Origin of the sequence: Streptomyces minutiscleroticus (genome assembly GCF_014650875.1) — a bacterium.
Lineage (GTDB): Bacteria > Actinomycetota > Actinomycetes > Streptomycetales > Streptomycetaceae > Streptomyces > Streptomyces minutiscleroticus.
Genome location: NZ_BMVU01000044.1, coordinates 1 through 14,307 on the forward strand (window position 1 = coordinate 1; position 14,307 = coordinate 14,307).

At 69.3% G+C, this 14,307-nt stretch carries 15 protein-coding genes; 9 read left to right on the forward strand and 6 right to left on the reverse strand.

What is annotated here, in order from left to right; genetic code table 11:
• Nucleotides 1-441: 441 nt before the first annotated feature.
• Nucleotides 442-765: an STAS domain-containing protein gene (locus tag IE271_RS30655; protein ID WP_190193737.1), complete on the reverse strand. Its 324-nt coding sequence runs from the start codon at nt 763-765 to the stop codon at nt 442-444.
• A gap of 469 nt (nt 766-1,234) precedes the next feature.
• Nucleotides 1,235-1,603: an STAS domain-containing protein gene (locus IE271_RS30660; protein ID WP_190193738.1), complete on the reverse strand. Its 369-nt coding sequence runs from the start codon at nt 1,601-1,603 to the stop codon at nt 1,235-1,237.
• A 186-nt stretch (nt 1,604-1,789) separates the two neighbouring features.
• On the opposite strand from IE271_RS30660, the gene IE271_RS30665 reads away from it, so the two are divergent.
• The 6 genes from IE271_RS30665 to IE271_RS30690 all read left to right on the forward strand — a co-directional run bounded on the left by IE271_RS30665 (nt 1,790) and on the right by IE271_RS30690 (nt 7,922).
• The gene (locus IE271_RS30665; protein WP_229919655.1) at nt 1,790-2,260 is read left to right on the forward strand and encodes an ATP-binding protein; all 471 of its coding nucleotides are present in this window, start codon (nt 1,790-1,792) and stop codon (nt 2,258-2,260) included.
• A gap of 1,354 nt (nt 2,261-3,614) precedes the next feature.
• Entirely contained in the window at nt 3,615-3,971 is a 357-nt protein-coding gene (locus tag IE271_RS30670; protein WP_190193739.1) for an STAS domain-containing protein, read from the forward strand.
• Nucleotides 3,968-4,897 carry an anti-sigma factor RsbA family regulatory protein gene (locus IE271_RS30675; protein ID WP_190193740.1) on the forward strand — a complete coding sequence of 310 codons (930 nt, stop codon included), beginning with the start codon at nt 3,968-3,970 and terminating at the stop codon, nt 4,895-4,897. Before IE271_RS30670 ends, IE271_RS30675 begins: the two co-directional genes overlap by 4 nt.
• A gap of 184 nt (nt 4,898-5,081) precedes the next feature.
• A complete protein-coding gene (locus IE271_RS30680; protein WP_190193741.1) occupies nt 5,082-5,246 on the forward strand; it encodes a hypothetical protein in 165 nt (54 codons plus the stop codon).
• A gap of 408 nt (nt 5,247-5,654) precedes the next feature.
• Nucleotides 5,655-5,996, forward strand: a complete 342-nt coding sequence (locus IE271_RS30685) for a hypothetical protein (RefSeq protein ID WP_190193742.1) — start codon at nt 5,655-5,657, stop codon at nt 5,994-5,996.
• A 1,122-nt stretch (nt 5,997-7,118) separates the two neighbouring features.
• Complete coding sequence (locus IE271_RS30690) at nt 7,119-7,922, forward strand: STAS domain-containing protein (protein ID WP_190193743.1); 804 nt, start codon at nt 7,119-7,121, stop codon at nt 7,920-7,922.
• A gap of 1,044 nt (nt 7,923-8,966) precedes the next feature.
• Here the strand turns inward: IE271_RS30690 and IE271_RS30695 are convergent.
• Entirely contained in the window at nt 8,967-9,188 is a 222-nt protein-coding gene (locus IE271_RS30695; protein ID WP_190193744.1) for a hypothetical protein, read from the reverse strand.
• Between the two features lie 168 nt (nt 9,189-9,356).
• Between IE271_RS30695 and IE271_RS30700 the strand changes: the two genes are divergently transcribed.
• Nucleotides 9,357-9,971, forward strand: a complete 615-nt coding sequence (locus tag IE271_RS30700) for a TetR/AcrR family transcriptional regulator (protein WP_190193745.1) — start codon at nt 9,357-9,359, stop codon at nt 9,969-9,971.
• Between the two features lie 780 nt (nt 9,972-10,751).
• Nucleotides 10,752-11,165: an STAS domain-containing protein gene (locus IE271_RS30705; RefSeq protein WP_190193746.1), complete on the forward strand. Its 414-nt coding sequence runs from the start codon at nt 10,752-10,754 to the stop codon at nt 11,163-11,165.
• Between the two features lie 194 nt (nt 11,166-11,359).
• Here IE271_RS30705 and IE271_RS30710 read toward each other — a convergent pair whose 3' ends face one another.
• Both IE271_RS30710 and IE271_RS30715 read right to left on the reverse strand, forming a co-directional pair.
• Nucleotides 11,360-11,725 carry an STAS domain-containing protein gene (locus IE271_RS30710; RefSeq protein ID WP_229919656.1) on the reverse strand — a complete coding sequence of 122 codons (366 nt, stop codon included), beginning with the start codon at nt 11,723-11,725 and terminating at the stop codon, nt 11,360-11,362.
• Nucleotides 11,726-11,921: 196 nt separating this feature from the next.
• The gene (locus IE271_RS30715) at nt 11,922-12,269 is read right to left on the reverse strand and encodes an STAS domain-containing protein (protein WP_190193747.1); all 348 of its coding nucleotides are present in this window, start codon (nt 12,267-12,269) and stop codon (nt 11,922-11,924) included.
• Nucleotides 12,270-12,760: 491 nt separating this feature from the next.
• On the opposite strand from IE271_RS30715, the gene IE271_RS30720 reads away from it, so the two are divergent.
• Nucleotides 12,761-13,267, forward strand: a complete 507-nt coding sequence (locus IE271_RS30720; RefSeq protein WP_229919657.1) for a suppressor of fused domain protein — start codon at nt 12,761-12,763, stop codon at nt 13,265-13,267.
• A 21-nt stretch (nt 13,268-13,288) separates the two neighbouring features.
• On the opposite strand, the gene IE271_RS30725 is transcribed toward IE271_RS30720, so the two are convergent.
• Complete coding sequence (locus IE271_RS30725) at nt 13,289-13,675, reverse strand: hypothetical protein (protein ID WP_190193749.1); 387 nt, start codon at nt 13,673-13,675, stop codon at nt 13,289-13,291.
• Between the last annotated feature and the right edge of the window lie 632 nt (nt 13,676-14,307).

The window sequence follows — 14,307 nt, forward strand, 5'->3', positions numbered from 1 at the left end:
GCCGAACACCACGACTGGCCCCAACCCACCCACACCGGAGCTCAAGCCGTCACCATCCAGCGACCACAACCCGCGAACCCGTAAAGCAACAGCATTGGGTCTAAACGGGCGGTTGCCTCTGAAGTCTTGTTCCGGCAGCGGCCGGGTTCACCGTGCTGAGGGCTGCGTGACCTCATGTGCGGTGCAGGCGTTGAACGGTGGGCTTCGTGTGCCTGGGGGTCATCCATGACGGATACACGAACCGAGAGGGCTCGCACCCGCTGTTCCGCTCGGGTACGATCCCTCGCTCTCCTCCTCGTGCACAGACACGGCCGGACACGGCTCACAGCCCCGGCCGCGGACATCGCCGACGGCCGAAGCGCGCTCTGTGTTCTCCGGCATCCGCCGCCCGCCCGCCTCCGCCACCTGTCGCCCGGCACCAGTGACCGTTCAGGAACAGGATCAGGCGTGCAGGGCGTGCCGGAGGTCGGGATAGCAGCCGAGGAGACCGGCGAGACCACTGAGTTCAAGGATGCGCTGGACGGGAGGTTGCGGGCCGGCCAGGCGGAGCCATCCGGAGGTGTCGCGCAGGACGCGGTAGGCAGCGACCAGGGCGTTGATGCCGCTGGAGTCCAGGAAGGTCACCCCGCCCAGGTCGACCACGATGCGTGGGGCGGGATCAGCGGTGTCGGCGGTGAGGGCCTGGCGCAGCCGCCCGGCGCTGCCCAGGTCGACCTCGCCCTGTAAGCGCACGATGGTGCCGGCCTGGGTGACGGTACGGATCACACAGAGCCGACTGGGGCCTGTCGTATTGCGAAAGTCGATTGCATACCCCTGTGCCTTGGTCAATGGATGGTCCGTCCGCGCTGGTCATGGACGCGCGGCTCTTCAACCCTAGGCGGGCACCAGGCGCGTGGCCCATCCATGTGCCCTGTGAACACTCCTTTGACCATGGTTTGCGTGCCGCACAACAGTGCGCACCACGCGGGAGCGTGCGGCCCGGGCGGGCGCACCCGGCACAGCATGACCCGCCACAGGGAAGGGCCGTTGGGCACGGCGTTGCACAACTGAAGATCATCCATGGCCACCAGCGCACCGCGGAAGGAGGGCCCGAGACGAACCGGTCCCGTCATGGGCCCTCCTGCTTTCCTTTTCGCCGGCTGCGCCACCACTCGGGCCCCGCTCACCTGCCGCCGCACATTCCCGCCCCCCCGGCCCTCGGCCCTGGCTTCCGGGCGCTGTCCGGGACCCGGGATCAGGCGTGAAGGGCGTGCTGAAGATCGGGATGGCAGGGGATGAGAGTGTCCAGGCCGACGAGCTCGATGGCGCGCAGCGCGGCGTCCGGGCAGCCGGCCAGGCGCAGCCAGCCGCCGGCCGCTGCGGCGGTGCGGTGGGCCTTGATGAGGACGTTCAGGCCGCTGGAGTCCAAAAAGCTCACGCCGGAGAAGTCCAGCACCGTCCGCGGGACCGCGGTGGCGTCCTCGGTCAGCAGCGCCTGGGTCAGCTGCGGGCAGGTGGCGTGGTCGATCTCGCCGGCTACCGCGACGATGCGGACGGCGTCGACGGTCTTCGTGGTGATGGACAGCTGTCTGGGGCGTGGGGCCGATCCGCTGGTGTGGGTCATGCTCTCCTCAAGCGCGCGGTGCTCCGGAACACGGCGCGCCGGACAGGGTCTGGGTCGAAGCTTCGCCGCACGGGTGCGATCCGATGCTATCGAGGCCAGGCCGCCACCTCGATGTCCGGGCCGATGGAGTATGCGGGAGAGGATTTCGGGTACGCAGGCGCCACAGAGCGGGGGGTGGAACAGCACGTGACACACGCACCCGAAGGCGAGGACGCCATGGTGCCCGGACCTCCCCACTCGAAGGCCTGCGTCGTCCTGGACGGCGACGACTCCTGCATCGCCTTCGCCCGCCACTGGACCGTCGACTACCTCACCCAGCTCAAGGACGACCACGGCCCGGCCGTGTCCGAGCGCGCCCGGGACCTGGCCCAGCTGGTGGTCAGCGAACTGGTTACCAACGCCTACAAGCATGCCCCCGGCCCCGCCCGCATGGAACTGCACGCCACCGGCGATCGGCTGCACATCACCGTCTGCGACAGCCAGCCCGTCCTGCCCTCCGCGCGCGCTGCCGATCCCGAACGCGTCGGCCAGCACGGTCTGGAAATCGTCGCCGCCATCACCGACAGCCTCGACATCCAGCCCGAGGCGGGCGGCAAGTGCATCACCGCCCGCCTCCCCCTCACCGACACCCCCACCACAACCGGCAAGGCTGTCTGAACAGGGGCGTACAGGCACAGCGGTCGTCCGGGTCCCGGCGGGGGCCACGGCATCCGCACGGGCGTACCAGCCGGCCTCCCAAGACCAGACCGCGCAACCGGGCGCCCGGAAGCGGACCATGCCGGGGGTGCCCGCGCACACCGGGACGAGACAGGAGCAGGACCGGCCGGCGGCAAGCGGCGGTGCCGACAGGCGCGTGCGCACGCTGCCGTCGCCCCACAGAGGCAAGCGTGCCGGGATCCGCCTGCTCATGCTTACGAGGGAAAACAAAGTCCAGCGCACCCCCAACCGGCCAGGCCAGCAGGTACGTACCGGCTGTTGTGTGATCATCCGGCACCTGGAGACCTCCGGCCGTCCGGGCACACTGGCCAGTGCTGCCGCGCGCAGATCTGGCAGCGCCGGGGCGGTTGTCGCCGTTTTCCCTGGCCGCTGCTGCGACCGCCCCGACTCCTTCCCGCACCGGCCCGTCCACACGCGCGCACGTGGCCGTGCCCGCGCCCGGGGCGTGCCACCACAGGCGCACGGCCAAACCGGTGCACCCGGCGCGGCGTGACCCGGCCCAGGAGCGTCCGTTGGACAAGCGGTCGCACCGATGGGCACGGCAGCCGTGCGACCAGGTGCGGCCCGGGATTGCGCCAGCTCCCGGGCCGCACCCTTGCTTCCCGAGCCCCTGTACGGACATGCAGGCGCAGCAGCACGACGGTTTCCAGCGGGAGAGATCAGCGCGGGGCGAGGGCGGGCCCAGGTACGGGAGAGGGCCGGAAACGCCACCGCGGCGCCGGCGCAGCAGATGTCTTCCCGGCCGGAAGCAGCCGTAACGCGCAGACCGGACCACCGAACCGGATTCCGCTGTGTGCCGACGTCCGTGAAATCGCAGGACATCGGCGCGCACGAGGTCGTGCGCCCGGGCGCCGCGCGCCGAGCCGGGCGTGACCTGCCACGGGGATGAACCGTTGGAGCAGGCGTCGCACGGCGCGCGCAGCACAGAGCCCTCATCGAGGGCCTTGCGCATCAGGAAATCCTATTGTTTCGTCGCAGATCGGGCTCGATGGGGTGTCACATGCCACTGCGGAATGGGCAGAAGCGCCTCGCAGAGTCGCGGGTTTGCGAGAGGTTTCCTGCAAGCGGCCTTGGGGGCACAACGGACGCAATCCGAACCTTTCGCAGAAGCTGCGCAGCTGGTCGTTTACGACCAGCACCGTCCGCGGCAGTCGTCACGCTGGAAGGGTGTGAGCATCTGATGGCTGGTCGACGCACTATGCCAGAATCCGCAGAGGAGCAAAGCCTTCCGCAGCCGACGCCGGGCTCGATGCCGTCGAGCCATCCGGCTGACGGGCATCGAGAAAGTCCGCGCATGGACGCCTCACCCGCCGCGGACCGGCCCGTTCCGGCGGTGCCGGCACGCGCTGCTTTTGAGGTGCACGTGTTGCCCGACCGTCCCGGGATTCGAGCCGGTGGCGAGATCAGCACAGCCACTGGTTCTGTCTGGCGAGAGGCCCTGTCACAGCTGGCCCGCCGGCACACAGGGGTGTCGTATGTGGACCTGTCGGACGTAGCCTTCGTGGATGTGGCCGCAGTGACAGCGCTGGCGGTCACCGCCCTGAACCTGCCAGAGGGCCGGATGGTGGTGGAGCATCCGCCACCACAGCTGTCGCGGGTACTGCAGATGTTCTGGCCGGGCCAGAACCGGATCGAGGTGAGGCCACGATGAGCGCGGCAGTGGCCGACGAGGCATTCGAGCATCCCGCGCTGTTCTACAGCAGCAAGCAGGAGTACACCGAGCAGACGGTGGCCTTCGTGCGGGAGGGCCTGGCCGCGGGCGAGCCGGTGGCGGTGGCGGTTCCGGGCCCGAATCTGGAGCTGATCAAGACGGCGCTGGCGGCAAGCGCCGAGGATCTGCTGCTGGTGGACATGGAGCGGGCCGGCCGCAATCCGGGACGGATCATCCCCGGGGTGCTCAGGCACTTCGCCGACGCGCACGCCGAGGCGCGCGTGCGGATCATCGGTGAGCCGATCTGGGCGGGCCGCTCCCCGGTGGAGTACCCGGCGTGCGCGCAGCACGAGGCGCTGATCAATGCCGCTTTCGAGGGCCGGGCGGCGATCATTCTGTGCCCCTATGACGAGTCGCGGTTGGAGGAGCAGGTGCTGGCCGATGCGCGGATCACCCATCCCACCCTCATCCGCGCCGGACAGGAGGAGGTCAGTGACGTCTACGACTGGCAGGAGGTGGTCGCCCGGTACAACCAGGCATTGCCGCCCGCGCCGCACGCCGCGACCTTCTCCTACGAAGCCGAAGACCTGCCCCGGGTCCGCCACTTCGCCGTCGAGCAGGCCGTACGGCTGGGGCTGACCGGAGGGCGCCTGCAGGATGCACAGCTGGCGGTGGCGGAGCTGACCACCAACAGCGTCCTGCACGGCGGCGGCAGGGGAACGCTGGCGATCTGGGCCCACGACGGCCAGGTCGTCGTCGAGGTCCGCGACGCCGGCCATCTGAGCGACCCACTCGCCGGGCGCAGACCGCCACAGCCCAGGCAGATCGGCGGCCGCGGCCTGATGCTGGTCCACTACGTATCCGACCTGGTACGCGTGCACACCGGCACCGAGGGCACGACCGTGCGCTTCTACCTCACCATCTGAAAAAGGCAAGCAGTTCGTCGCGGATATGCCCTCGGCACCGCGCGCGGCACGGCACTGCACTGCACTGCACTGCACTGCACTGCACTGAGAAACGATTCCCCAGCCAGAGCACCGCCTTCCCTTCGCCCCACCGCTCGCAGACCTGCCATCGCACCAGCACGTCGCAGGCACGACAGGACCAGCTATGCACAACCAGGCCATCCAGCTCGGCCAACCAGGCACGCGGCCAGTCCCCAGCCGTAAGCGCGTGAGCGCGGCCGGCGCCAGACGAGCCGGGATCCGCAAAACCGCATACGAACGCAACGGCAAGGACACGCTGCTGCTTTTGCAGGCCGAGGCCGGGCATTGAGCCTTAGCACGTTTGTCCGGCTTTGCGCCATGCGCGATGATTTCCGTTCGCTGCCCATACAACCTCGGCGCGCGGCACAGGAAGAGAGAACTTGTCGTGCAGGACCGTGTGGTGAGGGATGTACATCGTCGTGGCGAGGGCGGACCAGTGCTCTGGCGGCTATCCGCATCAGGGGTTCGGGCGTAGGCTGCAGGTAGTCCGTGAACCATCGGCCGTCCGTTGCTACGGCGCCGTGGTCCGACGATCGCTCGGGGCCCAAGGGGCGCTCCTACGTCAGCGGCTGTCTTCTGCGGGATCCTTGAAGCCCGCCTTTTCGGCACCGTCCGAGGAACCGCCGCGGCCCCCTCTCGTGACATCTCGGGAGCCCCTCACTTTCCCGGCAGTGCATGGCTTTAGGGAATCCTGGTCATGACCGACCACTACATCGACGACCTCATGTTCATCACGCCCCTGGGACATGCACCGGGCATCAGGCTCTTCGGCCAGGTCACAGCCGCTCACAAAAGCCCCGTCACCCTGGCCGTGCTGCACTGCCACGGACAGCACCAGGACACCACCGACGTCACCGTCGACCTCACCGGCGTCCACTACCTCTCCCAGGACGCACTCAAAGCCCTGATCGACGTCGCCCGCGCCCTGCCCCCCTCCTTGCGCCTGACCCTGCGGGCACGCCCCGAACTCGGCCTGCCCGAGCGGCTCGCCACCCACGGCTGGCACGAGATGGACAACCTCCAGGTCAACGAAGACTGAACGCGCCCCCACGGTCACGGCAGGCCACAAAGACACACGCCGCGCGCGATTCGGGCGGTCCCCGACAGATGGCGCGTCGGCAGCGACCACTCCGGCACAGAACCGCCGGGGCCGAAGCCGGCTTCGGCAGACCGGCCCCGCCCCGCCCCACTTCCTCGCCACCGTCGGCGTGCACGACCACCACGGCCGTGCTGCCCTTGCACGAAGGAGTCCCACGGAACTTCGGCCTCGTCCAGCCCTCAGGGCACTGCGCGCCCGCCAGGACTCCGAAACGCCCTCTTGGGGCCCGCCTGACCTGACGATCCTGGCGCTACGGCAACGGCCGGCAGCGTGCCGCACCCATCGAGCAGGGCGTGACGGACAGGCCGGGACGGTGGGTCCTGCACACCTCCCCAGGCCGCAGAGCCCACCGCCTTTACCCACGCTACGAAGGACGTTCCCGTCCCGCACGCGGGAGACCGGATCTGGGCACGACCGGCCGGATGCTTCCCGCACCTGACAGAAGCCGGACCGCTTCTCGTCGTCCGACCTCACCGTTATCAGCCCCTGCGAGCCGTTGCCGTTCTTGTTGTGGTCGGCGACGACCACCGCACCGTCATCGCACAGCACCAGCAGTGAAAGCTGTTCGTCTATCCGTGGGCGCTTCGCATGGCGTAGCCGATGCCGCTCGGCTGCACAGTGGTGCTCAAGGCGGCGCGGCGCCAAGGTGTGGGCAGTGCCAGACGGCGCCCCGGGCTATCCCTTCCGGTGGCGGCTCATGGGCAGGGACGGACCTTGGACCGGGGCTGCCCGGCCTGCGTGAGGCAGGCCGGGTTCCTCGTCACTACGGGGGTCGGGACGACTGCCTGTCGCCGGCCGGGCAGAGGGAGACCCTTTCAGGAGGCAGCTCAGCAACCAGGCGGTAAGGCTGTGCGGCGGTTCCTGCCGCGCCCTTGCTCGCTCGGCTTGTGCCGGCTCCTGAGCGCGGTCGCCTTCACCACGGCGGTGCGTGGACGGCCGCTTGATGAGCCGGGGTACGTCCGTACCGGCGATCAGTGCGATATGGGCAAAACCTCGCCGCCTGGCCTACCTCGGCCCTACGCTGCCGGGCAGACACAGGCGCCTATTTCAGATGGGTAAAGCATGCAATGGTCCGAGCTGGTACCTGATTTGCGGTTCGCCCTCACGCGCGGCGAGGAGCAGACCACCCTGCATCTGGCCGGTGAGCTCGATGTCGCCGCGGCCCTGGCGCTGTTCCGCCGGCTGCCGCTGCCCACGATGTGCTCGCGACGGCTGGTGCTGGATGTGAGCCGGGTGACGTTCTGCGACCTGGCCGGGGTGGACGTGCTGCTGGCCCTGCACCACCAGGCCGCCGCCAGCGGCGGGCAACTGGACCTGAAGGTCGCCCACAGCGCGGTGCTGCGCGCCCTGGCCCGCAGCGGGGAGACGGCCGCGGTGGAACTGGCCCGCGCCTGCACCGCCCGGATGCGCCGGGAGCACCACCCCGACCAGCGTCTGCTGCACCAGGCGATGGTCATGGCCCTGCGCCTGACCGAGACGTCACTCGGCACCGCCCAGATCTGGGACGCACAAGCCCAAACCCTGCGCGTCGTGACCCAGCACGGCTTCCCCTCAGATGTGGTCTCCTTCTTCGAAACCGTCAACGGCGGCGAGTGCTCCTGCGGCAGCGCCGCCCTGAAGCACTCCCCCGTCTTCGTCGAAGAGGTCGCCGGCCACCCCTCCTACAGCGGCACCCCGGCCGCCGACGTCCTGGGCACCGTCCCCGTCGGCGCGGTGTCCTCCCTGCCCATCATCAACCCGAACAGCCAGCTGGTCGGTATGGTCTCCGTCCACCACGACCGGCCCAGCCGGTGGCCGGCCGAACAGCGCCGCCGCCTGCACACCCTCGCCCACGCCACCGGCCAACTCGCCCAGCATTCGGCTTAGCCCCACCGCCCCGGCCTGCCGCACTGTCATCTTCGGACGGCACATACCGTTCCCCCTGACGGCACCGGCGCAGGCTCAGCCCCGTGCCCGGCGGCGAGGCCGGCAGGACCGGCGCGGGGCGCGTCGCCCACAGGAGGGAGCCATGTGGTGGCCGGGGAGCGCGCCTGCACTCGGACGAAGGCGGGGCAGGCAGATCCTCCTTGCAGGGCGCGCGCAGCCGCTGACTACCCAAAGGGACGGCTGCCGCCCGGGTCCGGACGGTTTCGCGCCCGGGACGTCCCCGGCACTATGCGGTCGGCCGGTGCGGCCGCTCGTGACGACGCGGGGTGCGGGCCGGGCGTGTCCACGGCCCGCCTGCAGTCGGCGCCATGGACAGCGAACTGCGCGAGCCGCAGGAGTCGCGGTCCGGCGCCCCGAGGACGGCCCCGAACCGCGCGTGAGGACCTGGCCGCCGGGCGACCGCCCGGCCCTGGCGGTGCGGGCCCACGGCACGTGGCGCTACGCGGCAGTGACCTCCCGACAGGACTGGACCGACGGCAGCACGCACTACCGGGTCGCCGTCGACCTGAAAGGCGACACCTCGGTGGTCTCGCGACTGTACCGCTGGCCCCGACCCGGCCCGCGCATCGCCCACGGCCCCACGCCGAGCCTGAGCACCCGGGAAACGCAACGGCATCGAGCAGGTCCTGAGCGCAGAGGCAGGGCGTGGTGCGAGGCACGGTCTGCACCGGCTGCTCATGGCGAAAATGGCAATCACAGCGGTTGCGGGCTCCGCGTCGGTACGCGGTGAACGGTGCGCGGGCAGGGTACGCACCGCCCGGCGCGGCCGTGCGCCGATGCGGAGTCTTCCCCGGCCGACGACCCTATGGCTTTGTATCTCAGCAGGGATGTCGTTGCGAGGTGGCTGCGGGAGACACCGTCCGGCCGAGGTCGCGATGCCGGTTCGTTTTGATGTCGCTCAAGGGCTTGCGAGGAGGGTGAGGTGTGCCGCTGCCGCAGGGAGCAACCTCAGGATGAGGTCCGCGCAGCCTGCCCGGCCGGATCTCATCTGCCGCGTCCGGCCGTTTTCGCTGCAGCGTGGGCCCGGCCCGCGACAAGCGCGCCGATCACGACGGCGAGGACGTAGACGGTGATGCCGGCCGTGGATCCGCCCGGCAGCCGGCCGAGCAGGCCGGCGTTGCCGTGGTCGACGAACTGGCGGATGGCTCCTTGCCCTCCGAGGGCGAGAAGGACCACCCCGAGGCCCTCGAGGATGCCGTACTTCATGCGATGCCCTTTCGATCCCGGGACGTTGTTGCCGTGTAAAAACACCGTGGCAGGCAGCTCTGCGCACCTCCGCGGCCCTCGCCGACACGGTTACAGTGCACTTGCACTGTAAAAGGATCGAAGCACCGTTCGCAATGCAGCCGCATGGTGAACGGTCGAGGAGGCGACGTGCCGAAGATCGTGGATCACGAAGAGCGCAGGACGCGCCTGGTCGAGGCCGTCTGGGCGCTGGCGGTCCGGGGTGGCATCGAACAGGTGACGCTGCGCAAGGTGGCCGACGAAGCGGGCGTCTCCATGGGCCACGTGCAGCACTACTACTCCTCGATGCAGGCCCTGATCCGCGACGCGCTCGACCGGGCCGTGCGAGCCGTGCACACCACCATCGAGAACACGGTCGGGACAGCCGGCACGAGCCCGGAAGCCGTGCTCCGCGCATGCCTTCACGCCTTGGTCCGTCCCGATGAGGAGAGCATGCGGCTCATGCGGTTCTCCCTGGCCGCTGCCGGGCGAGCCGTCTCCGACCCGACCACGGCCAACGTCCTGGCCCCGGGCGACGAGAAACTGCTCACCTTCACCGCCAAGCTCATCGCCGCAGCCCGGCAGGAACGCGGCAACCGGTCTCACGGCGAAGAGCGCACCGACGCCGACATCTGCTGGTCGCTCGCCACAAGCCTCGGCGTGGACGTCGCCCTCGGATACCGCTCCCCGGATGCCGCCGGACGCATGCTCGACCACCACATCAACCAGGTCCTGGGAGCGGACCAGAGCAAGGCAACGACCTGAGACACCATGCACGCTCGTTCGTGAACTGCAAAAGCCCGAGACGGCACCGGCAAGCCCTGCCGCCCTCGAGCGACATCAAAACTCACCGACTTTGACCATGGAGGGGGCCACGAAACGACTCCCCGAGCCGTCTCGGAATGACTTCCCCGGAGACTGATGCAGCCAACCCTTGGGCCGGCACCAGCACCAGGCCCCGTGTGGACGACATCCATGGCTTTTAAGCATGAAATTGCAAGGCAGAGGCGCGTTAGAAGGCGCGCGCCCGACCCGTACGCCCGCTGGTGCGTGACCTGGAACGAGTGAGGGTGCTTGGATCGGACACCGCGTACAAGCCGCGCATCCCGGCTCCCCGGGAGTACGCGGTCGGCGAGGGCCTGGACCAGCACGGGCTTTCGGCGAGGGCCTGAACCAGCACAGGCTTCAGGTCCTCGCCCTGCGCCTTCCCTCACGGCAGGAACGGACGGGTGCCTGCTCCTGCCTACCCTGCTGTCGCGCCCTCTTGCCTACTCGCCGACGTCATGGCCACAACGCTGACCTGGCCCGGCCGCCAAAAGGACCGGCAGCAAGGCTGCCGTCAACCGGACGCCGTACGTCCGGAAAAGGACCATGCGGGTACAGCGTCTTCCCGGCGTGAACAAGGCGCCGTCCAAAACGCGCCTCTCGTCCCTGCCCACCCTGCTCATGGCCCCCTTGTGGCCTGCATGCCGCAATGAGACGGTCCTGTCCGCGCATTGCGCATACCGGCGCGTCGCGCCTAACTGGTCCGGGAAGGCGCCCCACATGACGCGCCAGGAGAACATCCCACCGGCAGTTGCCGAGGACCGCGCGGCGGACACGGTCCGCCGCACCACCCCCGCGCCTCTGTCCTTGGCCCGCACCACCACATCCGACGGCGTCACCGTCCTGCGCCCGCACGGCGAGATCGACCACTGCACCGTCGCTCCGCTGCGCCAGGCCCTCACCGACACCCCCACTACCGCGCCGGCCCGCACCGTCGTCGATCTGAGCGAGGTCACCTTCATGGACTCCACCGGTCTCAACGCCCTCATCATCGGCCAGCGCGCCACCCGCGGCACCCCCGGCTGGATTCGCCTTGCCCACCCCCGACCATGCGTGCAGCGCGTCCTTCGCCTCTCCGGCCTGGACGCCTTCATCGACTGCTACCCCACCCTCGACCAAGCCCTGGCCCGCTGACACTCGCACCCCTTCGGCTGTCGCCTTCAGGGCGCGGGAGAACGGATGATCACTGGGTCGGTGAACGCGGTCCGATGCCGACACTTCGAACGGTTGGACACGCCAGCGTGAGGTCCTGACCAAGGGACTCGCCGACCGGCCGATCAGGACCGGCCACAACCCCAGGACCGTGGCTCGCCGCGGTTCCCTGCGGCTCAGGCAGCCAGCGCCCGGCGCAGGGTGGGATAGCAGTCGAAGAACGCTTGCAGACCGCTGAGTTCGAGCAGGCGCTGGACGGGCTGCTGTATGCCGGCCAGACGGACCCAGCCGGAGGCGTCCTGCACCGCCTGGTGGAGATCGATGAGGGCGTTGAGACCGCTGGAGTCCATGAAGGCGACGCCGTCCAGATCGATCACCATCCGGGCCGGGCCGTCAGCGCGGTCGGCGCTGAGTGCCTGGCGCAGCCGCGGCGCGGTGTGATGGTCGATCTCGCCCTCAAGGCGGACGACGGTGACGGCATCGGCGACGGTCCGGATCGCGGTAAGTCGGCTGGGGCTGTGCATGTTGTCGGGGTCGATCACACAGTTCCTCTGCAACAGATCGGTGGAGCATGTCCTGGGCACCCTCGTGTGAAGGGCAGTCTTGCGACCCTAGGCGGGGGAGGAGCACGTGGCCTACCCATACACGTGTCAAAGCCGCCCGGCGGCAAGACCTCGGCAGACAGAGCCCGCACCGCCGCGCCCGACTGCTTCCGGCTTCCGCCCCGGGCGGGGCCTCTCATCCGCCACCGGCTGCGAGCGGGAGCTGTTCGGCCACCCCCGTGCTCTCGAAGGCCAGCCGCGCCATCGCACTCACCTCCGCGATAACGACGCGGATGCCCACGACCTCCATGCCCCAGCACACGCCCAGCAGAGTGCAGGCGCTGTCGCGGCCGCAGTAGGAGACCTCGGACAGATCCAGCACCACCCGGCGCCCCTCGCCTTGCCCCCGCGTCAGCTGCTCGACCGCCTCGGTCAGCAACTGCACCTCCTTCAGCCCCAACTCACCGACCACGCTCAAAAACGCCGCACCGTCGTGCGTCCTGACATCACGGATCACCAGCTCACAACGTGGCGTGTGTCCCATGTCTGCCCCTTCCCTTCAGCGGTGACGACCCCTTGCGCCTGTTTCCGCAGCCGCCGCCTCCAGCCCGCCGGCGCCCCCTGGCCCGCGCATCGGTGTACGGGCCGAAAACGCCGTCGCACCGTCTACCCCGCTCCTGCCGCCCCATCGGCGCGGCAGGAGCGCGCCTGCGGCACACACCCCACCGGCCGCCACCGGGCACCTGCGGCAACGCGTCCGGCACCACCCCTCGGCGCACGCGAGCACGCCAGAGCGCACGGCTCAGGCGAACACAACCGCCACGGCGTGACCGGCCCCGCACACCGGCTTCGGGACTGGTGGGCTCGCAAGTTGAGGTGTCGCGTATTCGTAGCCGAGGTCGGCAGCCCCATGACGCTGAGTGAGCCGTCAGGGGCGGTCGATCGCAGTGGGGTGATCGCGTGGTGAGTGATGCGAGGGTGTTGGCCGCGGAGGCCGTTGAGTCACATGTCCGGGCGTTCTTCGAAGGGCACTCCGTGGAGGTCGTCGACTACGACCTCGGGCCGGAACGGCGCGAGGTGGCGCCCGATCTGCGAGTTCTCGTTGTGGGGCCCGGTCCCCGCAGCGACAGCTGGGCCTATGTGACCGCCGGGTGCTGGGCCGCGATGGAGAAGGACGGTCACGGCCTTGAGTTCGTCATGACCGCCCACGTCCGCGACCAGCGGTTCATCGAGCTCATGGCGATGATCGCCTACTACCACTGCGGAGGACATCAGCTCGACCTGGAGCACAGCATGCCGATCGGGGAACCGTGGGTGCCGGGGTCAACCTGCGATCACCTGCTGATCAGCCTGCCCTATCTCCACGGACCAGACCTTGAACACTGCCCCGTTCCCGGGGGCCACGCCCGCATCCTGTGGACCCTGCCCGTAACGACAGCCGAGATCGAGTTCCGCAGGTGTCACGGGCACGAGGCGTTGGAGCAGCTCTTCGACAAGGCAGAGATCATCCCCACCGATCCTTTCAGGGCGTCGGTTGCCTGAGTCTCCGTCCTCCGGCGGTCATCAATTGTGGTCGCCAGGGGCGTATCGGCTCCAGGTTCCGCCAGCCTCGGTGACCAGCCGGGTGGCGGCCTTGTCGTGATAGCCGAGTGCCTTCGCGACGACGAGGGCCGGGGCCTGCAGGACGAGCTGACGGATCGCGGAGGCTCTGCCGCGCTGTGGCGGGACGCCGATCTCACGCAGATGGGCTTGGAGGCTGACCGGGTTCATCGGCTGTCCGGGTTGGCGGCCGGGGAAGAGCCAGTGGGAGCTTCTGCTGCTGGCGTAGGGCAGATGCTGGCGGGACAGGATGTATGCCCGCATCAGGTCCGCAACGGGCCCGGGGAGCGGGGAGGGCGGATCATCCAGCCGGACAGTGACAGTGACTCCGTCGTCGATGATGTCGTCCATAGTGAGGCGAACGATGCGGCTGACGGGCTGGGCATAGGCAAGAACGAGTGCGGCAACGATGCGGCTCCGCAGAGGTAGGGAGTTGTCGTTGAGGACCCGTCGGAGCATGGGGAGTCGGCGGTGCTGGTGCAGTGGCGCCTGGTCCTGGGTGATGGCCTGGGGCGGAAGGGTGAGGCGGGGCATGCGGCCCGTCTTCATGCACCAGCGGAGGAAGGTCTGAGCTGGGCGCCGGGTGGCGAGGTTCTCGGTGTGCCAGGCGTCGGGGTCGGCCTGCCGACAGTGCTCGATAGTGCGGCCTCGGCCGGCGAGCCAGGCAAGGAAGGAGCCGGCCTGGGCGGTCTCCTGCTTGGCCTGGTGCGTCTGAGAGTGTCCCAGCGGCCCCTTCTCCGCCGTGGCCCGTAGTCGGCGCATCTGGTGCCAGGTAGCGAAGTGCCGGACGAGGCGGTGGTGTTCGGGGTCCTCGATGGTGGCGAGCCGTTCGGTCAGCCAGCGCTGGTAGAGCAGGAGCTGGTTGCGTCCACTGACGTGGTGTGCGGGTTCGACCTGATCCGGGGGTTTGTTCCGGCTTCAGGGCGGATGCCCGCATGGATGAACGGCCACCGGCTGATCTTCGAGGTGTCGAAGCTCGAAGG